This window comes from Ralstonia sp. 22086 (assembly GCF_052045975.1).
Taxonomy (GTDB): Bacteria; Pseudomonadota; Gammaproteobacteria; order Burkholderiales; family Burkholderiaceae; genus Ralstonia; species Ralstonia wenshanensis.
On the sequence record NZ_JBQEPZ010000001.1, the window covers coordinates 1,164,174 to 1,188,865 of the forward strand.

Annotated in this window: 24 protein-coding genes and 1 tRNA gene; 17 read left to right on the forward strand and 8 right to left on the reverse strand. The window is 64.6% G+C overall.

What is annotated here, in order from left to right:
- Positions 1–19: 19 nt before the first annotated feature.
- The 6 genes from ribD to ACTJK6_RS05490 all read left to right on the forward strand — a co-directional run bounded on the left by ribD (position 20) and on the right by ACTJK6_RS05490 (position 5,364).
- Entirely contained in the window at positions 20–1,132 is a 1,113-nt protein-coding gene (gene ribD, locus ACTJK6_RS05465; protein WP_260802882.1) for a bifunctional diaminohydroxyphosphoribosylaminopyrimidine deaminase/5-amino-6-(5-phosphoribosylamino)uracil reductase RibD, read from the forward strand.
- Positions 1,133–1,138: 6 nt separating this feature from the next.
- Positions 1,139–1,792: a riboflavin synthase gene (locus tag ACTJK6_RS05470; protein ID WP_316868548.1), complete on the forward strand. Its 654-nt coding sequence runs from the start codon at positions 1,139–1,141 to the stop codon at positions 1,790–1,792.
- Positions 1,793–1,919: 127 nt separating this feature from the next.
- A complete protein-coding gene (gene ribBA, locus ACTJK6_RS05475; RefSeq protein ID WP_260802884.1) occupies positions 1,920–3,059 on the forward strand; it encodes a bifunctional 3,4-dihydroxy-2-butanone-4-phosphate synthase/GTP cyclohydrolase II in 1,140 nt (379 codons plus the stop codon).
- Positions 3,060–3,140: 81 nt separating this feature from the next.
- Positions 3,141–3,641: a 6,7-dimethyl-8-ribityllumazine synthase gene (gene ribH / locus ACTJK6_RS05480; protein ID WP_004629552.1), complete on the forward strand. Its 501-nt coding sequence runs from the start codon at positions 3,141–3,143 to the stop codon at positions 3,639–3,641.
- A gap of 27 nt (positions 3,642–3,668) precedes the next feature.
- Positions 3,669–4,136 carry a transcription antitermination factor NusB gene (nusB, locus tag ACTJK6_RS05485; protein ID WP_009238860.1) on the forward strand — a complete coding sequence of 156 codons (468 nt, stop codon included), beginning with the start codon at positions 3,669–3,671 and terminating at the stop codon, positions 4,134–4,136.
- A 43-nt stretch (positions 4,137–4,179) separates the two neighbouring features.
- Positions 4,180–5,364: a pyridoxal phosphate-dependent aminotransferase gene (locus ACTJK6_RS05490; protein WP_440838486.1), complete on the forward strand. Its 1,185-nt coding sequence runs from the start codon at positions 4,180–4,182 to the stop codon at positions 5,362–5,364.
- A gap of 80 nt (positions 5,365–5,444) precedes the next feature.
- Here the strand turns inward: ACTJK6_RS05490 and ACTJK6_RS05495 are convergent, their stop codons facing one another.
- The gene (locus ACTJK6_RS05495) at positions 5,445–6,632 is read right to left on the reverse strand and encodes a lytic transglycosylase domain-containing protein (RefSeq protein WP_232042200.1); all 1,188 of its coding nucleotides are present in this window, start codon (positions 6,630–6,632) and stop codon (positions 5,445–5,447) included.
- Positions 6,633–7,170: 538 nt separating this feature from the next.
- On the opposite strand from ACTJK6_RS05495, the gene ubiD reads away from it, so the two are divergent.
- The 4 genes from ubiD to ACTJK6_RS05515 all read left to right on the forward strand — a co-directional run bounded on the left by ubiD (position 7,171) and on the right by ACTJK6_RS05515 (position 13,295).
- On the forward strand, positions 7,171–8,682 hold the full coding sequence (gene ubiD, locus ACTJK6_RS05500; protein WP_440838487.1) for a 4-hydroxy-3-polyprenylbenzoate decarboxylase: 1,512 nt from the start codon (positions 7,171–7,173) through the stop codon (positions 8,680–8,682).
- Between the two features lie 123 nt (positions 8,683–8,805).
- The gene (locus ACTJK6_RS05505; RefSeq protein WP_232042198.1) at positions 8,806–10,317 is read left to right on the forward strand and encodes an NAD-dependent succinate-semialdehyde dehydrogenase; all 1,512 of its coding nucleotides are present in this window, start codon (positions 8,806–8,808) and stop codon (positions 10,315–10,317) included.
- 80 nt (positions 10,318–10,397) lie between these two features.
- Positions 10,398–12,452, forward strand: coding sequence for an acetoacetate--CoA ligase (locus ACTJK6_RS05510; RefSeq protein WP_440838488.1), 2,055 nt, complete (start codon positions 10,398–10,400; stop codon positions 12,450–12,452).
- 129 nt (positions 12,453–12,581) lie between these two features.
- A complete protein-coding gene (locus ACTJK6_RS05515) occupies positions 12,582–13,295 on the forward strand; it encodes a hypothetical protein (protein WP_440838489.1) in 714 nt (237 codons plus the stop codon).
- A gap of 82 nt (positions 13,296–13,377) precedes the next feature.
- Here ACTJK6_RS05515 and ACTJK6_RS05520 read toward each other — a convergent pair whose 3' ends face one another.
- Together ACTJK6_RS05520 and ACTJK6_RS05525 are read right to left on the reverse strand one after the other, a co-directional pair.
- The gene (locus ACTJK6_RS05520) at positions 13,378–14,583 is read right to left on the reverse strand and encodes an amino acid aminotransferase (protein ID WP_440838490.1); all 1,206 of its coding nucleotides are present in this window, start codon (positions 14,581–14,583) and stop codon (positions 13,378–13,380) included.
- 31 nt (positions 14,584–14,614) lie between these two features.
- Entirely contained in the window at positions 14,615–15,541 is a 927-nt protein-coding gene (locus tag ACTJK6_RS05525; RefSeq protein WP_440816407.1) for a DMT family transporter, read from the reverse strand.
- 118 nt (positions 15,542–15,659) lie between these two features.
- On the opposite strand from ACTJK6_RS05525, the gene ACTJK6_RS05530 reads away from it, so the two are divergent.
- From ACTJK6_RS05530 to trmB, 3 genes are all read left to right on the forward strand, one after another.
- Positions 15,660–16,166 carry an Lrp/AsnC family transcriptional regulator gene (locus ACTJK6_RS05530; RefSeq protein ID WP_440838491.1) on the forward strand — a complete coding sequence of 169 codons (507 nt, stop codon included), beginning with the start codon at positions 15,660–15,662 and terminating at the stop codon, positions 16,164–16,166.
- Between the two features lie 178 nt (positions 16,167–16,344).
- Positions 16,345–16,418: transfer RNA gene (locus ACTJK6_RS05535), tRNA-Gly, on the forward strand.
- A gap of 86 nt (positions 16,419–16,504) precedes the next feature.
- Positions 16,505–17,278 (forward strand): tRNA (guanosine(46)-N7)-methyltransferase TrmB, encoded by a 774-nt coding sequence (trmB, locus tag ACTJK6_RS05540; protein ID WP_440838788.1) that lies wholly within the window; start codon positions 16,505–16,507, stop codon positions 17,276–17,278.
- A gap of 25 nt (positions 17,279–17,303) precedes the next feature.
- Here the strand turns inward: trmB and ACTJK6_RS05545 are convergent, their stop codons facing one another.
- From ACTJK6_RS05545 to ACTJK6_RS05560, 4 genes are all read right to left on the reverse strand, one after another.
- Positions 17,304–18,416: an NADH:flavin oxidoreductase/NADH oxidase gene (locus ACTJK6_RS05545; protein ID WP_414560300.1), complete on the reverse strand. Its 1,113-nt coding sequence runs from the start codon at positions 18,414–18,416 to the stop codon at positions 17,304–17,306.
- A gap of 119 nt (positions 18,417–18,535) precedes the next feature.
- Positions 18,536–19,417, reverse strand: coding sequence for an undecaprenyl-diphosphate phosphatase (locus tag ACTJK6_RS05550; RefSeq protein ID WP_027677989.1), 882 nt, complete (start codon positions 19,415–19,417; stop codon positions 18,536–18,538).
- Between the two features lie 52 nt (positions 19,418–19,469).
- Positions 19,470–20,063: a DUF1439 domain-containing protein gene (locus ACTJK6_RS05555; protein ID WP_260802895.1), complete on the reverse strand. Its 594-nt coding sequence runs from the start codon at positions 20,061–20,063 to the stop codon at positions 19,470–19,472.
- A gap of 6 nt (positions 20,064–20,069) precedes the next feature.
- Positions 20,070–20,327: a YkgJ family cysteine cluster protein gene (locus ACTJK6_RS05560; protein ID WP_316878162.1), complete on the reverse strand. Its 258-nt coding sequence runs from the start codon at positions 20,325–20,327 to the stop codon at positions 20,070–20,072.
- Positions 20,328–20,506: 179 nt separating this feature from the next.
- Between ACTJK6_RS05560 and ACTJK6_RS05565 the strand changes: the two genes are divergently transcribed.
- The 4 genes from ACTJK6_RS05565 to ACTJK6_RS05580 all read left to right on the forward strand — a co-directional run bounded on the left by ACTJK6_RS05565 (position 20,507) and on the right by ACTJK6_RS05580 (position 23,934).
- The gene (locus ACTJK6_RS05565) at positions 20,507–21,250 is read left to right on the forward strand and encodes a TetR/AcrR family transcriptional regulator (protein ID WP_343618295.1); all 744 of its coding nucleotides are present in this window, start codon (positions 20,507–20,509) and stop codon (positions 21,248–21,250) included.
- A gap of 95 nt (positions 21,251–21,345) precedes the next feature.
- Positions 21,346–21,996 (forward strand): protein-L-isoaspartate O-methyltransferase family protein, encoded by a 651-nt coding sequence (locus tag ACTJK6_RS05570; RefSeq protein WP_232042187.1) that lies wholly within the window; start codon positions 21,346–21,348, stop codon positions 21,994–21,996.
- 23 nt (positions 21,997–22,019) lie between these two features.
- The gene (locus ACTJK6_RS05575) at positions 22,020–22,352 is read left to right on the forward strand and encodes a rhodanese-like domain-containing protein (protein WP_440838492.1); all 333 of its coding nucleotides are present in this window, start codon (positions 22,020–22,022) and stop codon (positions 22,350–22,352) included.
- Between the two features lie 145 nt (positions 22,353–22,497).
- Positions 22,498–23,934, forward strand: coding sequence for a TolC family outer membrane protein (locus ACTJK6_RS05580; protein ID WP_343618300.1), 1,437 nt, complete (start codon positions 22,498–22,500; stop codon positions 23,932–23,934).
- Here the strand turns inward: ACTJK6_RS05580 and ACTJK6_RS05585 are convergent, their stop codons facing one another.
- Positions 23,935–24,615, reverse strand: coding sequence for an META domain-containing protein (locus ACTJK6_RS05585; protein ID WP_440838493.1), 681 nt, complete (start codon positions 24,613–24,615; stop codon positions 23,935–23,937).
- Positions 24,616–24,692: the final 77 nt, after the last annotated feature.

Here is a 24,692-nt window from a genome sequence, read left to right on the forward strand (position 1 = left end):
CAAATTCCCGCTTTTTCCCATGTTCTCCGACTTCGACCACGCCATGATGCAGCGCGCCCTGGCGCTGGCCGAGAAAGGCTTGTTCACCACTACACCCAACCCGCGCGTCGGATGCGTGATCGTGCGTGACGACACCGTCATCGGCGAAGGCCATACGCAACCTGCCGGCCAGGACCACGCTGAAATCCAAGCCATCAAGGATGCCCAGTCGCGCGGCCAGGACGTGCGCGGCGCCACCGCATATGTGACGCTGGAGCCCTGTAGCCACTTTGGCCGCACCCCACCCTGCGCAGATCGACTGGTCGAAGCCGGTATTGCGCGCGTGGTCGCAGCCATGGAGGACCCCAACCCCGCCGTCTCCGGACGGGGCTTGCAGAGGCTGCGCGATGCCGGCGTGGACGTGCGTTGCGGACTGTTGGAGCGGGAGGCGCGTGAGCTGAACATCGGTTTCGTTTCACGCATGACGCGCGGCACACCGTGGGTCCGCGTGAAGGTCGGCGCATCGTTGGACGGCCGCACCGCGCTGGACAATGGCATCAGCCAGTGGATTACCGAAACTGAAGCGCGCAACGACGGCCACCGCTGGCGCGCACGCGCCTGTGCCATCCTCACCGGCATCGGCACGGTGCGCGAAGACAATCCGCGGCTGACCGTGCGCGCCGTCAATACGCCACGCCAGCCGCGCCGCGTGCTGATCGACTCGGCGCTGGACGTACCGCTCGACGCCCATATCCTCACCGCAGATGGGCACCACGAGCCGACGCTGATTTTCGCCGCCCAACCCGAAGCCGGCCGCATGCGTGCGTTGAGCGAGCGCGGCGCGGAGGTCATCCTCCTGCCAAACGCTGATGGAAAGGTCGACCTGGCCGCAGTCTTGCGCGAACTGGGCCGCCGCGAGATCAACGAGCTGCATGTTGAGGCCGGCTTCAAGCTCAACGGCTCGCTGCTGCGCGAAGGGCTGGTTGACGAGATCCTTGTCTATCTGGCGCCCAAGGTGCTCGGCTCGGGCCAAGGCATGTTCAATATGGGGCCGCTGCAAACGCTGGAAGGCGCGGCCGAATTCTTCTTTCACGACATTTCGCGCATCGGGGGCGACCTCCGCATCCTGGCGCGCCGCAACCCCACGGATTGATAGCTTATGTTCACCGGAATCGTCGCCGCAGTTGGCCATATTGAAACCGTCTCGCCGCTTGGCGACAGCGCCGATGCAGGCGTGCGCCTGTCCATCGACTCGGGCGGTCTGCCGCTCGCGGACGTGGCGTTGGGCGATTCGATCGCTATCCAGGGGGCGTGCATGACGGTTGTCGCCAAAACTGACAGCCACTTCGACGTGGATGTGTCGCGCGAATCGCTCTCCAAGACAGTCGGGCTGGAACGCCCGGGCGAGGTGAACCTGGAGAAGGCGCTGCGCCTGGCCGACCACATCGGCGGGCACCTCGTGTCGGGCCACGTGGACGGTCTCGGCACGGTCACGCATTTCGCCCCGGTCAACGAATCGCACGAACTGCGTGTGCGGGCCCCGGCAGAGCTGGGCAAGTATCTCGCCTACAAGGGCTCCGTGGTGGTCAACGGCGTGTCGCTGACGGTCAATACCGTCCGCGACGACGCAGACGGCTGCGAGTTCTCGATCAATCTGATCCCACACACGGTGGCGGTCACCACGCTCAAGCATCTGAAGGCCGGCAGCCAGGTCAACCTGGAGATCGACCTGATCGCCCGCTACGTAGAACGCATGCTCACCCATGCCGCCATCGGCCTGCCCGTGGGCGCCAAGCCCCTGGCAGCCGTTTGAACCGCTGGCCCCGCTGGCTTGGGGCCACCTTGGCGTACAATAGCGGGCTTCCCATTTACGCAGTCGCACGGCCCCCGAAATTAGCGATTTTCGGGCGTTGGCCAGCGGCGCGCACCCCTGCTACGCCATGTCGATCGCCACAGTCGAAGAAATCATTGCCGAAATCCGCGCCGGCCGGATGGTCATCCTGGTGGACGAGGAAGACCGTGAGAACGAAGGCGACCTGATCCTGGCGAGCGATTTCGTCACGCCGGAAGCCATCAATTTCATGGTCACGCACGCGCGCGGCCTGGTGTGCCTGACGCTCACCGAAGAACACTGCGACCAGCTCGACTTGCCCATGATGGCGAGCCGCAACGGTACGCAGTTCGGCACCAATTTCACCGTGTCGATCGAAGCGGCTGAAGGCGTGACCACCGGCATTTCCGCCGCCGACCGCGCACGCACCATTCAGGTGGCCGCTGCCAAGAACGCGAAACCGTCGGACTTGGTGAACCCGGGCCACATCTTCCCGCTGCGGGCCCAGAAGGGCGGCGTGCTGATGCGCGCCGGCCACACCGAAGCTGGCTGCGACCTGACCGCGATGGCTGGCCTGACCCCAGCCGCCGTGATCTGCGAGATCCTGAAAGACGACGGCACCATGGCGCGCTTGCCGGACCTTGTGGAATTCGCCAAGAAGCACGGCCTGAAGATCGGCACGATTGCCGACATGATCCAATACCGTAGCCGCACCGAGAGCATCGTCGAGCGGGTCGGCGAACGCACGATGGAGACGCAGTTCGGCACGTTCCATGCCGTCGCTTTCCGCGATCGCGCGGCGGGCCGCGCCCATCTGGCGCTGGTGAAGGGCACGCCGACGCCGGACACCGAAACGCTGGTGCGCGTGCATGAGCCTCTGTCTGTACTCGACCTGCTGGAGTGCCAGCGCACGACGCACTCGTGGAGCGTGCCCGCCGCCCTGCGCGCCGTGCAGGCTGCCCCGACCGGCGTGGTCGTGCTGCTCAATTGCGGCGATTCGGCAGACCGGTTGTTCACCCAGTTCTCCGCGCTGGACGCGCCGCAAGAGCGCCCGCGTACCAAACCCGATCCGCGCATTTACGGTATCGGCGCGCAAATCCTGAAGGAGGTGGGCGTTGGCAAGATGCGTGTGCTGGCCTCGCCGTTGAAGCTGCCGAGCATGGTCGGCTACGACCTGGAAGTGACGGCATATCAGTCAATGGCAGATGCCCCGGACGTCACTTCCGCTTCATCCACTGCCACGCATTGAATCTCCCGCGGCAGCCGAGTCTGCCGCATCGGCTTTCTTTTTCTGACGTTGCCCGACTGGCAACCCCAACCGGAATACACCATGGACCACGGCTTCTACCCGACCAATCTCAACGGCGAAGGCCTGCGCATCGGCATCGTCCAGGCGCGTTTCAACGAGCCCGTGTGCGAAGCGCTGCGCGAAGCTTGCGTCGCTGAACTCGAACAACTCGGCGTGGCCGGCGAAGACGTGCTGCTGGTGACCGTGCCGGGAGCGCTGGAAGTCCCGCTGGCCCTGCAGAAGATGGCCGAATCGGGCCAGTTCGACGCGCTGATCGCGCTGGGCGCCGTCATCCGCGGCGAGACGTACCACTTCGAACTGGTGTCCAATGAATCGGGCGCCGGCATCACGCGCGTGGGCCTGGACTTCAACATCGCCATCGCCAACGGCATCCTGACCACCGACACCGATGCACAGGCCCACGCCCGCACCCGCGAGAAAGGTCGTGATTGCGCCCGTACCGCCGTCGAAATGGCCAACCTGACCAACGACCTCGACGGTCTGCAGGATCACGGCCAGGACGACGACGGCGAGAACGAATAAGCGCTTCCTCGCGCAAAGGCTTTTCCCATGACGCAAGACAATTCCCAAGCCAAGGCCAAGGCGCCCGCCAAGAGCGCGCGCCGCCGTGCGCGCGAACTGGCGCTGCAAGGTCTGTATCAATGGCTGCTCAATCGCAACGACCCGGGTGTGGTCGAGGCGCATCTGCAGGACGCGCAAGGCTTCAACAAGGCCGACCGCGCGCACTTCGATGCGCTGCTGCACGGTGCCATCCGCGAAGAGACCACGCTGACCGAGGCATTCACACCGTACCTGGATCGCCCGGTTGCCGAGCTGTCACCAGTCGAACGTGCCGCCCTGCTGGTCGGCGCGTACGAGCTGGTGCACTGCGTTGACATCCCGTACAAGGTCGTGATCAACGAGGCGGTTGAACTGACCAAGACCTTCGGCGGTGTGGAAGGCTACAAGTACGTCAACGGCGTGCTGGACAAGCTGGCCGCCCAGGTGCGCGCGGTCGAGGTCGCTGCCCGCCGGTAATCCGGCGTCTGCTCTTCGCTTTACCTTTTCGCTTCGCCTCAAGATGGACGCCCACCGCCTGCAGACAGCCGCCCGGCTGGCCAATATCCGCGCCTTTCACGTGATGGAGCTGGCCAAGCAGGCCCGCGAGCTGGAACTGGCGGGACGCAGCATTATCCACATGGGCATCGGCGAGCCGGACTTCACCGCCGCCGATCCCGTCGTGCAAGCCGCGACCGACGCCATGCGACGCGGCGTCACGCAGTACACCGGGGCCTTGGGTATTCGCCCGCTGCGCCAGGCAATCGCCCGCTACTACCACACCGTTTACGGCCTCGACATCGCCCCCGAGCGCATCATCGTCACGGCGGGCGCGTCGGCGGCGTTGCTGCTGGCGTGTGCGGTGCTGGTGGAGGTTGGCGGCGAAGTCCTGATGCCCGATCCGAGTTATCCGTGCAACCGTCACTTCGTGGCTGCCTTCAATGGCGAGGCGAAGCTAGTACCGTCGGGGCCGGAAGAGCGTTTCCAGTTGACGGCCGCACAGGTCGAGACACATTGGGGGGAACGCACGCAGGGCGTGTTGCTGGCCTCTCCATCCAACCCGACCGGCACGTCGATCCTGCCGGACGAGCTGCAGCGCATCGTGCAGACGGTACGCGCGCGAGGCGGATTTTCCATCGTCGACGAGATCTACCAAGGCCTCTCGTACGACCAGGCACCGGTCTCAGCACTGTCGTTCGGCGATGATGTCGTCACGATCAACAGCTTTTCCAAGTATTTCAACATGACCGGCTGGCGACTTGGCTGGCTGGTGGCGCCCGCCGAACTGGTGCCCGAGTTCGAGAAGGTCGCGCAGAACCTGTTCATTTGCGCGTCGGCGGTGGCGCAGTACGCGGCGCTCGCATGCTTTGAGCCGGAAGCGTTGGCCATCTACGAAGCGCGCAAGGCCGAATTCCGTCGCCGCCGCGATTTCATCGTGCCGGCGCTGGAATCAATTGGCTTCAAGGTACCGGTCAAGCCGGACGGGGCGTTTTATGTTTACGCCGATTGCCGCGGCGTGAATCATCCGCATGCAGGCGATGCCGATGCCCTCACCCAGTCGATGCTGCATGACGCCGGCGTGGTGCTGGTGCCAGGGCTGGATTTTGGCCCGCACACGGCGCAGCACTATATCCGACTGTCTTACTCTACGTCGATGACGCATCTGGAAGAAGCGGTCGAAAGGTTGGCCAAGCTGTTCGGCCGGTAAAACGATCTTCGCGCCTCGTCCAAGCAAAAAGGCCGTCCCGAAGGACGGCCTTTCTTATATAGCGCAACCAAGCAAGTCGATCAGGCCTGGCCTTGGGACTTGTCGTCCAGACGCGCCTCTTCCTGCTGACCTGTAGCCGGTTGCTTGTCGGCCGCCTTGGCGGCTTGCGTCTTCGCATCGGCTTGCGTCACGGGCGTTGCAGTCGCGACCGGTTTCACCGGTTCCCGCTCCGACGCCGCCGTCATCGGCGAACGGTGGCCGGTAGCCACCATGCGCAGGCGCGAACGCTCTTGCAACACCTTGCCGCCGTAGCCGCCGTCGCCTTGCGTGACCGCACCGACATACAGCTTCAGGCCGCCTTCAATCGATCCTGCACGCGCGATGCAATCCTTCAGCACAAGCGCACCGACCTTGATGTTGGCGTACGGATTGAGCGCGGCACCGACGCCGCCCATCACCTCGTACTTGTCCTGGTGGACCTTGGTCATGACCTGCATCAGGCCCTGCGCCCCCATACCGCTTTCGGCGAACGGGTTAAAGCTGGACTCGATCGCCATCACGCCCAGGATGAGCAGCGGATCCAGGCCGACTTCCTTGCCGGTCTGATAGGCCGCCTTCACCAACTGGCCAGTGGCCGTGGCTGCCACGCGGTACTTGCGGGCAATGTATTCCGCCACCGCAGCCTGCTCTCGCGGGGTACCGGCGGTTGCCGACTCACGCGCGTCGCGGACGACTTGCGTGTTCGGGATCTGCGCGGCCAACTCGGCCACGGACGGCACCTTCGAGAGCGCGTCCCAACCGGCAGCCGCGACCGTGCCGCCCTGGGCCGTAGCAGGGGCCACAGCCTGAACAGCCCCGGTACCGGCGGACGGCGCAGTGGGCGCAAAGGCGACCGGCTGCACGCCAGCCGCAACCGCGGGTGACGGATTGGCCGAGGCAACACTTGTGTCGACACCCGGTGTGAAATGCAGCACGCGTTGAGCGACCGCGGCACGCCACTCGCTATTGAGCGAGAGTGCGACTGCAGCAACCACAGCCAGCAAGCCGATGCTATTGAGCACGACATGCCCGCTGCGGAACACCAGCAGCACGCCAGGATGCAACTCATTGCGGGACGCGGCAGCGCCCCCTGCGTTCAACTCCATGCGCAGCTTACGAGGCAGCGCAACTTGACCTGCACGCGCGAGGCGGCGGCCAACCGGGGCGACGAGCCGGCGTTGCAGCGCCGATCCGATCCCGGAAGAATGAAGGGTTTTCCAACCGTTCATACTTACCTCCGTCCGCTGCGCAGATCCGGTAGACGCCTTTCTTTTGCATGGCGCCGTGCGTCTCGAATCGCAACGGTTTTTAGTAAGGATGCCGCGCTGTTGCAGTCAGCCGGCATCTGTTGGGGGCACTCCCCTAGTGCCCAGAGAAATGCGGGCCGTGTCCTTGGGGAGGTCACGTCCCGCAGCGATGCTGATGTGTTCTGGTGTCGCCCCTCATACGTTGGAGAGTTGGGCGATGGCATTAGCCGAAAACATGTTGCGTTGCAACAATTACCAGATCGGATTGGATTGTAGGAAGCGCGTTATTCCAAGTCAATCATAAAGAAGTAAGTTTTTATATCAAAAAGTTATGACTTGGCCCGCATTGTTGGGACTAGCTGACCTGCGATGCGTTCTGTCATCAGGGGGTCGCGCGGTTTTGGCCGTACAATCGCGGCCACCCCGCCTACACCAAAAAAATGTCGCCCCGACGACCATTTGGGGGGCCAGCCCCTCCGCGCGACAGGCGATCCACCTTACCTTTGGTTACAAAATCTCCATGCAATACAGGGACTTACGTGACTTTCTCGCCCAGCTTGAGCGCTCGGGCGAACTGCGCCGCGTGCGCCAGCCGGTGTCACCGCGCCTGGAAATGACCGAAGTCTGTGACCGCCTGCTGCGCTCCGAAGGCCCGGCGGTAGTCTTTGAGCAACCGGTGGACGGCGCACAGAAGTACGACATACCGGTGCTGGCTAACTTGTTTGGCACCACGCGCCGCGTGGCGCTGGGCATGGGCGCGGAGTCGCTTGATGAACTGCGTGACGTGGGCCGACTCCTCTCTGCGTTGAAAGAGCCCGAACCGCCGCGCGGTCTGCGTGAAGCCGGCAAGCTGTGGACAATGGCCAAGGCCGTGTGGGACATGGCGCCCCGCAAGGTGTCGTCGCCAGCGTGCCAGGAGATCGTGTGGGAAGGGAATGACGTCGACCTCTCGCGCATTCCCGTACAGACGTGCTGGCCCGGCGATGCGGCGCCGCTTGTCACATGGGGGCTGGTCATCACGCGCGGGCCGCACAAGAAGCGGCAGAACCTCGGCATCTACCGGCAGCAGGTCATCAGTCGCAACCAGCTCATCATGCGTTGGCTGGCGCACCGGGGCGGCGCGCTGGATTTCCGCGAGCACGCCATCGCCAATCCGGGCCAGCCGTTTCCGATTGCGGTGGCGCTGGGTGCCGACCCGGCCACGATTCTCGGCGCAGTGACGCCGGTGCCGGATACGTTATCTGAGTACCAGTTTGCCGGCCTGCTGCGTGGCAGCCGGACTGAGCTTGGGACATGCCTCACGCCTTCGCTCGCGCAAGCACAATTGCAAGTGCCGGCCAGCGCAGAAATCATCCTTGAAGGCCACATCCAGCCGGATCCGACGCACCCGAGCGGCTATCAGCATGCGCTGGAGGGACCCTTCGGCGATCACACCGGCTATTACAACGAGCAGGACTGGTTCCCGGTGTTCACGGTCGAGCGCATCACGATGCGCCGCGACCCGATCTATCACTCTACGTATACAGGCAAGCCGCCCGATGAACCCGCCGTGCTCGGCGTGGCGCTCAATGAAGTGTTCGTGCCGCTGCTGCAGAAGCAGTTTCCGGAGATCGCCGATTTCTATCTGCCGCCCGAGGGCTGCAGCTACCGCATGGCGCTGGTCAGCATGAAGAAGCAATACACCGGCCACGCCAAACGCGTGATGTTCGGCGTGTGGAGCTTCCTGCGGCAGTTCATGTATACGAAGTTCATCGTGGTGGTGGACGACGATGTGAATCTGCGCGACTGGAAGGAAGTGATCTGGGCGATCACGACCCGCGTGGACCCGGCGCGCGACACGGTCATGGTGGAAAACACGCCGATCGACTATCTGGACTTTGCGTCGCCCGTGTCTGGCCTGGGCTCCAAGATGGGGATCGATGCCACCAACAAATGGCCGGGCGAAACCACCCGCGAATGGGGCCAACCCATCGTCATGGATGCCGCCGTCAAGGCCCGTGTCGACACCATGTGGGACACGCTCTTCCAATAACCACAAGGCCTGGCGGCCCAGTCTGCGAGCGAACGATCGTTCGGTTATTCTTAGTGAGTTAAGCGACTGCTGCATCTAAAAGGCAGGCCTTCCGGTCTGCCTGCTTCCTTTTCGGAGACCGCCATGGCCGAAGCACTCGACTCTTCCCGCACCGCCGCCAACGCGCTGGAGCGCATCAAAGACCGCACGCTCGTCAAAACGCAGTCCTACGTGGACGGCGCATGGACCGACGCAGCAGACGGCACGACTTTCCCCGTCTACGACCCTGCCACCAACGCACACCTGACCGACGTCGCCAATCTCGGCCACGCAGAAACACTGCGCGCCATCGACGCAGCCAATGCGGCGTGGCCCGCGTGGCGGGAGCTGACAGGCAAGGAGCGCGCCGGCCTGATGCGCCGCTGGTTCGATCTGCTGATCGCCAATGCCGACGACCTCGCCGCGCTGATGACCGCCGAACAAGGCAAGCCGCTGGCCGAAGCCAAGGGCGAAATCGTCTATGGTGCGTCGTTCATCGAATGGTTTGCCGAAGAGGCCAAGCGCGTCTCCGGCGACGTGATGGCCAGCACCTGGCGCGACAAGCGCATGGTCGTGCTCAAGCAGCCGGTGGGCGTGTGTGCGTCCATCACGCCGTGGAACTTCCCGCTGGCGATGATCACCCGCAAGGTGGCGCCAGCCATGGCGGCAGGCTGCACCATCGTCATCAAGCCGGCCGAGCAAACGCCGCTGTCCGCGCTGGCGATGGCCGAACTGGCGCACCGCGCGGGCATTCCGAAGGGCGTGGTCAACGTCGTGACGGGTGACGCGGATCGCTCGATTGCCATCGGCAAGGCCCTGTGCGAATCGCCGATCGTGCGGCATCTGTCGTTCACGGGCTCGACGCCGGTGGGCCGCATCCTGATGCAACAATGCTCGCCGACGGTGAAGAAGGTGGCGCTTGAGCTGGGCGGCCACGCGCCGTTCATCGTGTTCGACGACGCCGACATCGATGCCGCAGTGGAAGGCGCAGTGCAGTCGAAATATCGCAACGCGGGCCAGACCTGCGTGTGTACGAACCGCTTCTACGTGCATGCCTCGGTGTACGACGCGTTTGTCGAGAAGCTCTCGGCCAAGGTGCGCGGCATCAAGGTTGGAAACGGTTTCGAATCTGGCGTGGTGCAAGGCCCGCTGATCGACGACCAGGCCGTGGAGAAAGTGCAGCGCCACATTGACGACGCGACGCAGAAAGGCGCGCGCCTGACCGCCGGCGGCAAGCTGATGCAGGGCTTCGGCTCGCAGCGTTTCGTCGAGCCCACGGTGCTGGCCGATGCCACGCCCGACATGCTGATCGCGCGCGAAGAAACCTTCGGCCCCGTTTCCGCCATCTTCAAGTTTCAGGACGAAGCGGAAGTCGTGCGCCTGGCCAACGACACAGAATTTGGCCTGGCGTCGTACTTTTTCAGCCGCGACATCGGCCGCATCTGGCGCGTGGCCGAGCAGCTCGAGTACGGCATGGTCGGCATCAACACGGGGCTCATTTCGAACGAGGTGGCGCCGTTTGGCGGCATCAAGCAATCGGGGCTGGGCCGCGAAGGTTCGGTCTACGGCATCGACGAGTACCTCGAACTCAAGTATCTGTGCATGGGCGGCATCTGAACCGTTATCCCCTACCGGCCGACCTGCCACATCGATAGAGCGGGCGGCCTTCCCCCTTGCCTGACCGGCGGAGGAGACACATGAGCACCATCCAGGAAGGCGCCCTGCTGTGGACGCCATCGGCGGATTTCATCGCGCGCTCGCGCCTGACCCACTACCTCGACTGGCTCGCGCGCGAACGCGGCCTGCGCTTCTCGGCCACCACGCCCGAGGGCTACGCGCAACTGTGGGAGTGGTCCACCACCGAGCTGGACGCGTTCTGGACGTCCGTCTGGGATTATCTCGACCTGCGCGCCTCGACGCCCTTCACGCAAATGCTGGGCGACCGCACCATGCCGGGCGCGCAATGGCTCGTCGGCGCAAGGCTGAACTACGTCGATCAGGTCATGCGTCATGTGGAGGAAGGCGGCAGCCCCGACCGCACCGCCATCCGCTACGCCAGCGAGACCAAGCCGCTGGCCGACCTATCGTGGCGCGAACTGCGCCGCCGGGTCGCATCGCTAGCCGATGCACTGCGCAAGATGGGTGTGGTGCCGGGCGACCGCGTTGCCGCCTATCTGTCGAACACGCCGGACGCGATCGTGGCGTTTCTCGCCACAGCCAGCGTCGGTGCCATCTGGTCCGTCTGCGCGCCCGACATGGGCCAGGTGGCCGTCACGGACCGCTTCCGACAGATCGAGCCCAAGGTGCTGATCGCGGTGGACGGCTATCACTACGGCGGGCGCGCTTTCGACCGCGCCGACGTGGTCGCCGAGATGGTTGCCGCGCTGCCCTCGGTCGAACACCTTGTCCTCGTGCCGCAGTTGCTGGGCAAGATCAACCGCGCACGCTTCCCGGAGGCCCGTGACTGGCGCGACCTCACGGCCAACGATGTGCCGCTCGTCGTCACGCCAGTTGCTGCAGACCACCCGCTGTGGATTCTCTATTCGTCCGGCACCACCGGCATGCCCAAGCCCATCGTGCACGGCCACGGCGGCCTGCTGCTGGTGCAGACGATGATGGGCGCGCTGCATCTCGACCTGGGTCCCGACGACGTTTACCACTGGTACAGCAGCACCGGCTGGGTCATGTGGAATTCGCAGGCCAGCGGCCTGCTTGGCGGCGTCACGCTCGCCATCTACGACGGCAATCCCGGTACGCCCGATCTCAATACGCTGTGGCGCTTTGCGCAGGATGCGGGCGTGACGTTCTTTGGCGCCGGGGCGGCGTTCTTCGCCAATTGCCTGAAGGCCGGCATCGAGCCCGGTCGCGATTTCGACCTGTCGAAACTGCGTGCGGTCGGCTCGACCGGTTCGCCGCTCTCGGCCGAGGCGTACGACTGGATCTACCGCCACGTCAAAGCCGACGTCTGGCTCAACCCGATTTCCGGCGGCACCGACTTTGCCGGCTGCTTCGTGGGCGGCGTCGCCACGCTGCCCGTCTATGCGGGCGAGATGCAATGCCGCAACCTCGGTTCGCGCGTGGAAGCGCTCGACGAGGCCGGCCAGCCGCTCATCGACGCAGTGGGCGAACTGGTCTGCACGGCACCCATCCCATCGATGCCGCTCTTCTTCTGGGGCGACACCGATGGCAGCCGCTACCGCGACAGCTACTTCGACATGTACCCGGGCCAGTGGCGTCATGGCGACTGGATCAAGATCACCCCGCGCGGCGGCGCCATTATCTACGGCCGGTCGGACGCCACGATCAACCGCCATGGCATCCGCATGGGCACGGCGGAGCTGTACCGCGTGGTGGAGGATCTGCCGGAAGTGCTCGACAGCCTCGTCGTCGATCTGGAATTCCTCGGCCGGGAATCGTTCATGCCGCTGTTCGTCGTGCTGCGCGAGGGTGCGACGCTCGACGACGCGCTGCGCAGCACGATCAACGCGCGCATCAAGGCAGGGCTATCGGCCCGGCATGTGCCCAACGTGGTTGTGCAGGCGCCCGGTGTGCCGCGCACGCTCTCGGGCAAGAAAATGGAGGTGCCGATCAAGAAACTGCTGCTTGGCGCACAGGTCGAGCGCATCGCCAACCCAGACGCGATGGCCAATCCGGACGTGCTGGCGTGGTATGCGAGCTACGCCGGGTCGCTGGTTCGGCAAAGTAGCGCGCAGGGCGAAGCCGCGCCGGCACTGGAGTCGTGGCGGAGCTAGACCAATCGTTGGCCCCTCGTTTCACAATCTCCGCCAATCGAACGATGGCAAGGCCCGGATGTGATGACTAACGTACAGCTTGCACCGGCACATCAAGATGCCGGGCGAGCTGCTTAACGGGGAGTCACCATGCTTGCAACGTCGAACGTCCTGGTCAAAACGGAGGACGGCCGTGAAGCCTTGGCCGAGCGCCGCCACGATATGCAGATGCGCCAGCGCCATCTGCTCATCCTCATCGACGGTGCCCGTACCGTCGGGCAACTGCATCAGCTGCTGAGCGACTGGCCCGATCTGGACGAACTGCTCGTGGGGCTGCAACAGGCCGGCATGGTCGACGTGCTGCCCGGTATCCCGCGTGAAAGCGCATCGGCCGCTGAACCGTTCGATCCCATCGCCCACTTCAACCGGCCGCTGCTTGACGATCAAGCCGAGGGCGCACCTGCCGCCCTGTCGCTCATCTACGACGAACTGCCACCGTTGACCGGCATGACGCTGGGCCTGCAAGCGGTCGCAGCACCCATCGACGAGCCCGCCGCCAATGACACCGGCAAGCCGCGTGCGGCGCCAGTCCCGGCTTCTTCTGCGCCACAGGCTGCCGTGCCGCCGGAGTTGGCCGACGTGCTGCCCAACGTGGTCAAGGTCGAGTTGATGCGTCTGGCTGTGCAGCACTTCGGTTCAGCTGCAGGTGCTGCCATGCCGCTGCTACGCGCCTGCAAGGAAGATCCGCAATCGCTCTGCGACGTGGTGGCCGCGTGCGCCAAGGCCGCAGCCCCGACGGCCGGCGAGCACGCCGCGGCGAAGTTTGTGGATGCGGCAATGCAGGCGATGTCGGGGCGGCGTTAGGCCACGGCCCAGTGTGAGCGTGGACTACGCCGAGACAGTGCAGAGCAGACTGCTTGCGTTCAAGCGAAGTCATCCGCGTCGATCAGGCCAACGCACACGCCATATCCAAGACCACGGCCACGAGCGCGCCCGCAACCCGGTCAATCTGCTCCGGTGCGAGTCCTGCAATATTGATCCGGCCGCCCTGAGTGCCATAGATGGCGTGATCTGCGCGCAAACGCTCCATGGCATCGGCATCCAACGGCAGCATGGAAAACATGCCCTTGTGCCGCGACAGATTCTGTAGCGCAACGGGAGCGCCCAGACTGGCCAATGCGCCATCAAGGCGGCGCCGGTTGCCAACGATCCGCTGACGCATGTGTTCCAACTCGTTACGCCAGGACGCCGTCAATGCGGCATCGCCCAGGATGGCAGCCACGATGGCAGCGCCATGGTCCGGCGGCATCGAATAGTTGCTACGTGTAATGCGCTCCAGCACGCCGCCAACGGGCTGCAGGGCTGCCCTGCTCTTGCCGATTACCATCGCCGCGCCGGTGCGTTCGCAGTACAGGCCCATGCTCTTCGAGCAGCTTGCCGCCACCAGCACCGTATCGAGCGCATCGACGAGCAACCGCAGTCCCGCGGCGTCCTGCTCCAGACCATCGGCGAGACCCAGATACGCCATGTCGACCAGCGGGATCAGGCCCTGCTTCGCGCAGCGCTCCGCCACGGTTTGCCAGACCTCCATGCTCATGTCGATGCCCGTCGGGTTGTGGCAGCAACCATGCAGCAGCACGACATCGCCTGCACGCGCGGCCCACAGGTCCGCGAACATGGCATCCGCGTCCAGCACCCCGCCTTCGGCGTGCCAGCGGTAGCGGTCCACTGCAAGCCCCGCCGCTCGCATGATGGGCACGTGGTTGACGTAGCCAGGGTCAGACACCCAGACGCGAGCACCGGGCGAAGCGACGGCGATGAAGTCGGCGAGCAACCTGAGCGCGCCGGTCCCGCCCACGGTCTGCATCGTGTGCTGGCGCGCCAGGCGACCTACGTCGTTGCCGAGCAGCAGCGTCGCCAACCCGACATTGAAATCGGCGTTGCCGGCCAACCCGCGATAAGCCTTGGAGGCACCCGCGGCGGCGAGGCGCTCCTCGCCGGCCTTCACTGCGGCCATGACCGGCGTCTGCCCGCTGTCATCGCGGTAGACACCCACCACAAGATCCACCTTGTCGGGCCGAGGGTCGGCACGGAAAGCCGCAGTCAGCCCCCACAGCGGGTCCGGGGCAACGGTGGCGAGGGTTGCGAGCATGACGTGGTCTCCGGAAGGACGATGCGATGGTCTACGCGCGGTTTGCGAGGATCACGCCAGCGGTGATCACAGCAATGCCGCAGGCAACGGTCAGGGTCAGCGATTCACCGAGCAAAGGCACCGCCCCGAGGCAAGCCAGCGCTGGCGCCAGCGAGCCGATGGCGGAACAGCGCGGCGTATCCAGATGACGAATCGCCAGCGCATAAGACAGACTTGAAATCACGCCAACCCCCAGGCCCTGGGCCAGCAGGAAAGGCATGGCGCTGCCCACGGTGAAGTGCCCGGCATGGCTGTCGACCACGCCCAGGCCCACCAGCAGCGCCGTCAGCAAGAAGGACGGCACGCTCAACAGCAATGCGCAACCGATGGCATCGAGCCCCGCCCGGCGCAGCCCCAGCGTGTAGCTGCCCCAGAGCAGACTCGCCAGCAACAGCAATGCGGCGCCGCCGACAAACGCGCCATGCGACACATGCGATTGCGATACCAGCAGGAGCAGCACGCCAGCGAGGATGATCGCGATGGCGCGCCCGCGTGCCGCCGCGATGCGCTGGCGGTCCACCACATACGCGATCAGCGCCACCGACAGCGGCGTCGTACCCGCAATCAACGCAGCCACGTGGGCGGCCGATGTCACCTTGCCGCCGGCCGAAGCCATGAAGAAGAACGGCACGCCACCGCCCGCCAACACCATCAGCGCGCTGAGCGGTTTCACCCGCCGCAGCATCGGCCAGCGGGAGGGCAGGAACGGCAACAGCAACACGGTCGGCAGGCCGAATCGGATGAGCGCCACGTCGGCAGGCGCCAGCGGCGAAGCGCCAATCGCCCGGATCGACAGCGCGAACCCGGCCCAGATGAGCACCGTCAGCACCATCGCCGCATACCCGATCAGCGGGTTGGCCTGGAAGGCGTTTCGCCCCGCCTGCGCTCCCACGCCCACCGTCAATGTCGAACCACGCATGCCGCCACCCTCGATTTCAGAATGGAGACAGAATGCCCCAGCATGAAAAGTAGTATCTTGCTATTTCCACTAATGCTGAGCGTTGCTTTGGCAGAACCTGCCACTCCGGAAAAATCACATGGATAAGAAAGACAGGCAGATCATCGCCGCCCTTCAAAAAGAAGGCCGACTGACCAACCAGGAGTTGTCGGAGCGGGTGAACCTGTCGCCCTCACCCTGCCTGCGCCGGCTGCGGTTGCTGGAGGACGCGGGCATCATTCGCGGTTACACCGCCATCGTCGATGAAGAGGCGTATGGGCTACCGGTCACGGCATTCGTGCATATTCGTCTGCAGCAGCACTCGCGGGAGGTGGTCTCGACGTTCGAGAACCGCATCCGCGCAATCGACGCGATCCTCGATTGCTATGTGCTGACCGGCGAGGCGGATTACCTGCTGCGCGTGCTGGTGGAAAGCCTGCAGGACTACGAACAGTTCGTGCGCGGGCAATTGCATGCCATTCCGGGCATCGCCGCCATCGACACGAGCTTCGCGTATGGCGTGGTCAAGCGCTCGACGGTGTTTCCTGCGTGGGATGAGAACAAGAGGAGTACTGCGCGGCGGCACGCAAAGCCATCGGCGGGGTAATGCCACCGACAAAGAATCCGGACGCCGGCCGTGGATCTCGCATCGGCGCAGCGCACGTCGTCGCTGCCTCCGACTTCAGGTGATCACCTCGGGAAGGCGTGTACGTCACTTCAGATTCGCCGCCCGCGTTGTTCTCACTTGCCCAACCCCCACAACCCCGCATAAAATGGTGGGCTACGCGGGCGTCGTATAATGGTAATACCCTAGCTTCCCAAGCTAGAGCCGTGGGTTCGATTCCCATCGCCCGCTCCACCGAACAGTCTGAAGCCGCCCTCGGCGGCTTTTTTGTTGCCTGCTCGCCCGCCATTCCATCGACGGGCAACCGGCACGGGATCTTCATGCAGCCCATCGAACAGCCGGGCACCGGCCCCGACGACATTACGCCGGAATCGCAAGACACCAATACCGCGGAAGACGCTGAAACTGGCGAGCAAACCGGCCACCCGCGCCGCATCCGCTCGTTCGTCCGCCGCGCAGGCCGCACGTCTACCGGTCAGCAGCGCGCCATCGATGAACTCGGCCCGCGCTTCCTGCTGCCTTACGCTGCCGAGCCCTTGGATTGGGACGCCGCCTTCGGCCGCACCGGCGCCAAGCGCATCTTCGAGATCGGCTTCGGCATGGGCGAAACCACCGCGCACATCGCGCAATTGCGTCAGGACGACGATTTTCTAGGCGTGGAAGTGCATGAGCCGGGCGTCGGTGCGCTACTCAAGCTGATCGGCGAACGCGAGATCGGCAACATCCGCATCGTTTCGCACGATGCCGTGGAAGTGCTGGCGCACATGATTCCGGAAGGCACGCTCGATGGGATTCACGTGTTCTTCCCGGATCCGTGGCACAAGAAGCGCCACAACAAGCGACGCCTGATCCAAAGCCCCTTCGTGGCGCGTCTGGCGGCCCACCTGAAGCCCGGCGGCTATCTGCATTGCGCGACGGACTGGGAGGAATACGCCCACCAGATGCTGGAAGTGCTTTCCGCAGAACCGACGCTGGAGAACACCGCCGAGGGCTTCGCGCCGCGCCCCGACTATCGCCCCGTCACCAAGTTCGAGAAACGCGGTCTGCGCCTCGGGCACGGCGTGTGGGACGTGGTCTTCCGCAAGCGGGCCTGACCACGTCCGCGCACGCTGGCGCGCGTCAGCGTGCGCCGAAATGCGTATCGCCGAAGAGGTTCTTGGCGTGGCGCGGGAAGGCGCGCCAGTATTGCGGCGGCGCCTTGACCGTCGCGCCCAATTCAGCGGCCGCCGCCCAAGCCCAGTGCGGGTTGTAGAGGAACGCCCGGCCGACAGCAACCAAGTCCGCACGCCCTTGCGCAACGATGGCTTCCGCCTCATGCGCCTCGTTGATGAGGCCGACGGCGATGGCGGGGATATCCGCTTCATGGCGGATCTTCTCGGCAAACGGCACCTGATAGCCGGTCGACAGCGGAATTTGCTGCAGCGGCGACACCCCGCCTGACGACGCATCGATCCAATCGCAGCCGCGGACACGCAGTGCCTGCGCAAAAGCCACCGAATCCTCCGGCGTCCAACCGCCCTCCACCCAATCGGTGGCAGACACGCGTACGCCAACCGGAATGTTGTCCGGCACCACGGCGCGCACCGCGTCAAAGATCTCCAGCGGATAGCGCATGCGGTTCTCACGCGAACCGCCATAGGCATCGGTACGCTGATTGGCGATCGGCGACAGGAATTCGTGCAGCAGATAGCCATGGGCGGCGTGCAGCTCGATGGCCGATAGGCCAAGCCGCACAGCGCGGCGTGCGGTGTCGACAAACTGGTCGCGCACGCGGGCGAGGTCCGCATCGGACATCTCACGCGGAGCGCGCTCTTCGGGGCGCTGCGGCAACGCGGACGGACCCATCGTTTCCCAGCCGCCGGCATCGAGCGCCAACAATGCGCCGCCTTCCCAAGGCCGAGCGCTCGAAGCCTTGCGGCCCGCGTGCGCGATCTGCATGCCGATCGGCACCAGCGCGTTCTGGCGAATGGCTGCCAGCGTGCGCTCAAGCGCGGCTTCGGTCGTGTCGTCCCACAAACCCAGGCAGCCGTTGGTGATGCGGCCTTCCGGCGACACGGCCGTCGCCTCGATCATCAGCAACCCGGCGCCCGAAAGCGACAGACCACCCAAATGTGTGTGATGCCACGCCGTGGCTTGGCCGTTGTCGGCCGAGTACTGGCACATCGGCGAGATGACGATGCGGTTCTCAAGCGTGAGACCGCGCAGGGAAAAAGGCTGGAAGAGAGCACTCATGATCGGGAGATTCGGCAGTCAGCGGCTGGCTAAATAAACCGTCAGTGTGTCCGAATCCGCCCGATCGTGCAGACGGTGCGAAAGCCTCGCACCGAGAAAGGGAAATGCTCGCCGGTGGCTTAGGCTTGCCAGGCGATGAGGTGCGTATAGGCCGTCACCAGGACGATGATGCCGAAGATGATCCGGTACCACGCAAAGCCGCGGAAATCATGCGTGGCAATGAACTTCAGCAGCCAGCGCACGCAGAAGAATGCCGAGATGAATGCGGCTACAAAACCGACCGCGAAGATCGACAGATCGTCAGCCGACAGCAGCGCGCGCGACTTGTACAGCTCGTACACCGTCGCGCCAAAAATCACGGGAATCGCAAGGAAGAAGGAGAACTCCGTCGCCACCTTGCGCGACAGCCCGAACAGCAGGCCGCCGATGATGGTCGAGCCCGAACGCGACGTGCCCGGAATCAGCGCGAAGCACTGCGCGAAGCCCACCTTGATGGCATCGGAAATGCGCAGGTCATCCAGCGTTTCAATGCGCGGCGCACCAGCCTTGGCGGCTTCGAGCAGCGCATTGGCGCGCGGGTCGTGCGTCTCGCCGCGATGACGTTCGCGCCATTCGGCCCACAAAATCACGAAGCCCCCGAGGATGAACGCCGATGCCACCACGATCGGGTTGAACAGATGCGCCTTGATGGCCTTGCCGAAGATCAGCGCAAGCGTGATCGCGGGAATCGTCGCCACGATCACGTTGATCGCAAAACGCTGCTGGCGCGGGTCATTCGGCAGACCCTTGATGACGTCGATGATCTTGTGACGGAACTCCCAGCACACCGCCAGGATGGCGCCGAACTGGATCACGATCTCGAAGATCTTGCCCTTTTCGTCATTGAAGTCGAGCAGTTGGCCAGCGAGGATCAGATGGCCGGTGCTGGAAATGGGGAGGAACTCGGTCAGGCCTTCGACGATGCCGAGAATCAGCGCTTTGATGGCGAGTGCGATATCCATGCAATAAGCAAAGAGGAAGAAGAAAACGAAGCGCTGGGCGCGCAGCAGAAATTCAGGGCCGCTTGGCCTGAACGTGCACGCCTTCGGGCAAAACCGTGATTGTACCGGGCTCCACGGCAATGCCAGCCACTTTCAGCTGTTCGGGCTTGAACGTGTAGACGGCGTAGTCGCTGAGCAGTTGGCCGGCAATCAACGAACCGATCGAGCTGATCTGCGGGCCGATGCCGCCGGGCACGTTCTGCAAATCGAAGCGATCGACGCTGGGCTGATCCAGGCGAATCGAATGCGTGGGCGAGTCGTAATGCAAGCCACTGGAGACGGCCAGCGGCCCCGTCAGCGGCTGGCGGAACAGGCCGCTCTGCACCACAGCGTCTGCCTGGATGGCGATGCGGTTGCGCGCGGGGTCAAGCGACACCTGCGGATTGGACAGCGTCACGTCAAAGAAGCCGAGAAAGCGCCGTTGGAACGGAAACTTGCGCGCAAGCGCGTCTTGCATCTGGCCGCGGGAAAAGGTGTAGCCGTCACCGGTCCAGCCGGTCGGCATGCAAGCCACGAGCGCGACGGCAATGGCCACGGCAACGGCGGCAGCCCCCGACCACCAGCGGATGCGGTTGGAGCGGGCAGCAGGTTTCGTGGAGTCGGTCATAACGAATCAATGCGCTGCGGTAGCGATTTCAAGTCGGGTCAGAAACTGCATGGCGTGCGTGGCCGAGCTTCCGCACATGTCGGGCTCGGGCTGCAGGCTGCCGCACACCGCCGGACGTTCCGGCTGGCCGAAGATACGACAACCGTTGGCCTCATCCAGTTGCGCGCAGCGCACGCCGGCCGGCTTGCCGTTCGGCATGCCAGGAATGGGGCTGGAGATGGAAGGCGCGATGCAGCACGCGCCGCAGTGAGGTCGACAGTCCATGCTGTCCAAGTCAACGAAATCGGGCGGAAACCGCTATTGTGCACCAGCACATTCGAGGCCCAGTCTGATTGACATTGCCGATGCCGCTTGACCCACCCTTGCGGCATGCGTACATTAATGACCGGAAAGTAAGTTATCTGTGAGTCAGTGACCGTGCGCACTGACCGCGCCCTACCGCCGTGACTGATCAAGATTCCGAGTCTTCCTCCAAACGCTGGACGCGCCGCAAAGAGGCCCGCCCCCAGGAACTGGTCGCCGCCGCGCTGAACCTGTTCGTGGCGCGTGGCTATGCGGCCACGCGCCTGGAAGACGTGGCATCGGCCGCCGGCGTGTCCAAGGGCACGGTCTACCTGTATTTCGCCAACAAGGAAGAGCTGTTCAAGGCCGTCGTGCAGGAAAACCTGGTGCCCGCGCTGGCCGAGGGCGAAGCCCTGATTGATAGCTTTGACGGCACCAGCGAAGCGCTGCTGCACGAGATCCTGATGGGCTGGTGGGAGCTGATCGGCGAATCGCCAGCTTCGGGCCTCACCAAACTGCTGATGGCCGAATCGGGCAACTTTCCGGACCTGGCGCAGTATTACCACGAGGAAGTTATCGAGCGCTGCGACCGCCTGTTCGCGCGCATCCTCGAACGCGGCATGGCCCGCGGCGAATTCCGCGACGTCGACATCGACCTCACCACGCTGACCATGGTCGCGCCGATGATCTTCCTGATGATGTGGAAGCACTCGTTCGGCCCGTGCTCGCACCGGGCTCTGGAACCCAAAGCGTTCATCGCCCACGTCGTGTCGCTGTTGCTGCACGGTGTGCTGCGCAATCCGGTGACGGGCGCCGTGATTCCGCCGCCCCCCGCGCTCACTGCGCAACCGTGGCGCACGCTACCCGAAGCTGGCGGCCACCCCGATAAAGGGGCCTCGTCATGACAACGTCTGCCGGAATGTCCTCCGGACTTGCTAAAATGCCGGGTTTGTCGTCAAACCCTCATTTGCATCACTCGCTCCGCGTGGAAGGCATGCCCATGGACATCGAAAAATCCCGGTTCAACATGATCGAGCAGCAAATCCGTCCTTGGGACGTGCTCGATACCGACGTTCTCGACCTGCTCAGCGTCGTCAAGCGCGAACACTACGTGCCCGAGGCCTACCGCGCGCTGGCCTTCGTCGACATGGAAATCCCGCTGGCCGGCGGCCAGAACATGCTGGCCCCGCGCGTGGAAGCCCGCGTGCTGCAAGAGCTGGCCGTGCGCAAGCACGAAGACGTGCTGGAAGTCGGCGCGGGCTCCGGCTATATGGCTGCCCTGCTCGCCCATCGCGGCCGCCAGGTCACCACGCTCGACATCGTGCCGGAGCTTGTCGCCTTCGCTCGCGACAACCTTTCGCGCAACGGCGTCACCAACGTCGACGTGGTCGAAGCCAGCGGCGCACAAGGCTGGGGCGATGGCCTCTATGACGTCATCTGCGTCTCGGGCTCGGTGCCCGCCGTGCCTGAAGCGCTGCTCAAGCAGCTCAAGGTTGGGGGTCGCCTGTCGATCTTCGTGGGTGGCGCACCGGTCATGGAAGCACAACTGATCACGCGCATCTCGAACACCGAATATCAGACGCGCAACCTGTTCGAGACGTACGTGGCGCCGCTGGTGGGCGTTCCCGCACCGTCGCTTTTCCGCTTCTGATCCATCTCGGCTCCCCAATCATCATGCAACAGCTCGCTCCCACCGCCCTCGCCCACTGGCTCGCCGACGCGTCGCGCACGAAGCCCGTCCTGCTCGACGTGCGCTGGACGGAGGAGTTGGAGATCTGTGCCATTCCCGGCATTACGCACATTCCGATGGACCAGATTCCGGCGCGTGCCGGCGAGCTGAATGCTGACCAAGACATCGTCTGCATCTGCCATCACGGCGGACGCAGCGCGCAGGTTGCGCAGTATCTGATCACGCAAGGTGGCTTTGATGCCGCGCGTGTCTACAACCTGCAAGGCGGCGTCCATGCCTGGGCTCACCAGGTGGATCCGCAGATGGCGACGTACTGATTGGGGAAGCCGCCGCCGGGCAAAACCTTGTTCACGCTCCACAGACACTGAACAGGGTCTGACGCGCCCGCGCTGCCTTCCGAACGCGAACGTTTCCTCCTCGCTCGGGGGCTTTATGCCTGTTGCTCGCAGTAGCCGTACGCGGATGGCCGCGCGCGGTTCGCTTGTTGTGCTGTGCTGTTCGATGATGCCGATGTTCGCGTGGGCGCAGTCCCAATCGAACACGCCGGCTGCGACCGACCTCCTCTCTGCCTATCGCGCCGCGCTGGCCAACGATCCGCAATTCGCATCGGCCCGCGCGCAGTCGCTCGCGCAACGCGAGAAGCTCACGCAAGGCCGCGCCGGCTTACTGCCGCAGATTGGCGGCGCCTGGAGTTCCACGCGCGTCATCTTCGATCAAACCGCTCCAGCCGAATTCAACAAGACGTTCTCATCGACGGGCTGGACGCTGTCGCTGTCGCAGCCGCTCTTCCGCTGGGACCGCTGGGAAACCTACAAGCAAGGCGAAATTGCCGCGCAGGCCGCCGAGGCCTCGCTCGCGCAAGCGCAGCTCGATCTCATCACGCGTACGGCGCAGGCGTACTTTGACGTGCTCAACGCGCAGGACACGCTGCAGCTCGCCACCGCGCAGCGCGATGCGATCCAGCAGCAATACGAACAGGCGCGCCGCAACTTCGACGTCGGCAACGCCAACATCACCGACGCGAACGACGCGCAGGCACGCCGCGATGCCATCGACGCCAGCGTCATCGCCGCACGCAGCGACTTCGAGATCAAGCAATCGGCGCTCAAGCAGATCATCGGAGAGCCCGTTGGCACGCTGGCCGGCGTGCGCCCAGGCGTTACGATCCCCCAACCTGAACCGGCTTCAGCAGAGCCTTGGGTGGACCAAGCGCGCAGCAGCAACCTGCAAGTGGCGCTGGCGCAATACAACCTGCAAAGCGCAGAGCGTGATGTGAAGAAGGCGACCGCAGGCCATCTGCCCTCGGTCGATCTGGTGGCGCAGACTGGTCACACCAATGCCAGCGGTAACCAATATCTGCCATCGCTGCCGGGCGGCGCGCGCTTTGACAGCTCCCAGATTGGCGTGCAGGTGTCGATTCCGATCTTTGCAGGCGGTGCGATCCAGTCGCGCGTGCGTGAAAACATCGCGCTGGAAACCAAGGCCGCAAACGACCTAGAATTCGCCCGCCGCTCTGCCGAGCAGGGCGCACGGCAAGCGTACATCGGCGTAATCGCAGGGCTGGCGCAGGTCAAAGCGTTGGAAGCGGCCGAGCTGTCGGCGCGCACAGCCTACGACTCCAACCAGCTCGCCTACGGTGTGGGCGTGCGCATCGGCACCGACGTGCTGAATTCGCAGGCGCAGCTCTTTCAAGCGCGGCGCGATCTGGCACGCGCGCGTTACGACACCATCGTCAACGGGCTACGGCTGAAGTCCGCCGCCGGCTCGTTAAGCGAGGCAGACGTGATCCAGGTGAACACGCTGCTCACGGCCAATGGCTCAAGCGATATCACCGCGTTGCCGCCGGCAAGCGCCAAACCCGAACTGGCGAAACGTGCCGGCAAATCGGCCAAACACTGACTAGTGGGTCTGGCCGCGCGGCGGCAGCGGCCGCTCGGCAAACTGCAGCAACGCGCCGCCGCTGGTTTTCCAGATGACCTGGCGGCCCTGCTTGCCGTTGGCCGAAGGCTGCATACCGACGGTCGCCAGTGGCGATTTGAGCGCCTCCAGGAACGCCGTCTCCAGCTCCATGCGCGTCGGGTCGCACGCCATGCGCGTCGACACCAGGTTGCCAAAGCGCATGCCCGAGGCGAGCTTCTCATAAGGCCCCGAGAAGCGATTGCAGCCCGAGTAGCCGGACGCCACGCCGTTGGCCGCCTCCAGGCCAGCACTGAATTCGATTGAAATCGGCTGCGTAGCCGGTTCGGCGTCGTCGCCCTCGGCGGAAGGCAATTCCTTGGGCGCGGCGCCTGGCTCTTGCCAACGCACGAGCACGAAGCGCGAGCGGCCCTCGCCCTGCGCTTGCGCGAGCGTCGCCTGGCCCGGGTTGGGCGCTGCGTTGGCGGGTGTCTGTTTGGTTTCAGCGGCCGGCGCTGAGGCCACCACGGGGGCGGCCGCCGCGGGCGCGGATGAAGGCGTTGGCGTCATGCAGCCGGCACCGATGATGGTGGCGGCGGTGACTGCGGCCAGTGCCACGGCGGTCAGCACCACGCGGCGCGGCGTTTGCAGCAGGCTCGGCTTGGGACGATTCGGTTGGGACATGAACGGGTCGTAAACGATGACGGAATGCAAACCACATGAAGAGCCGTTAGTCTGCCCGGCTCGCCATGAGTTCGCAC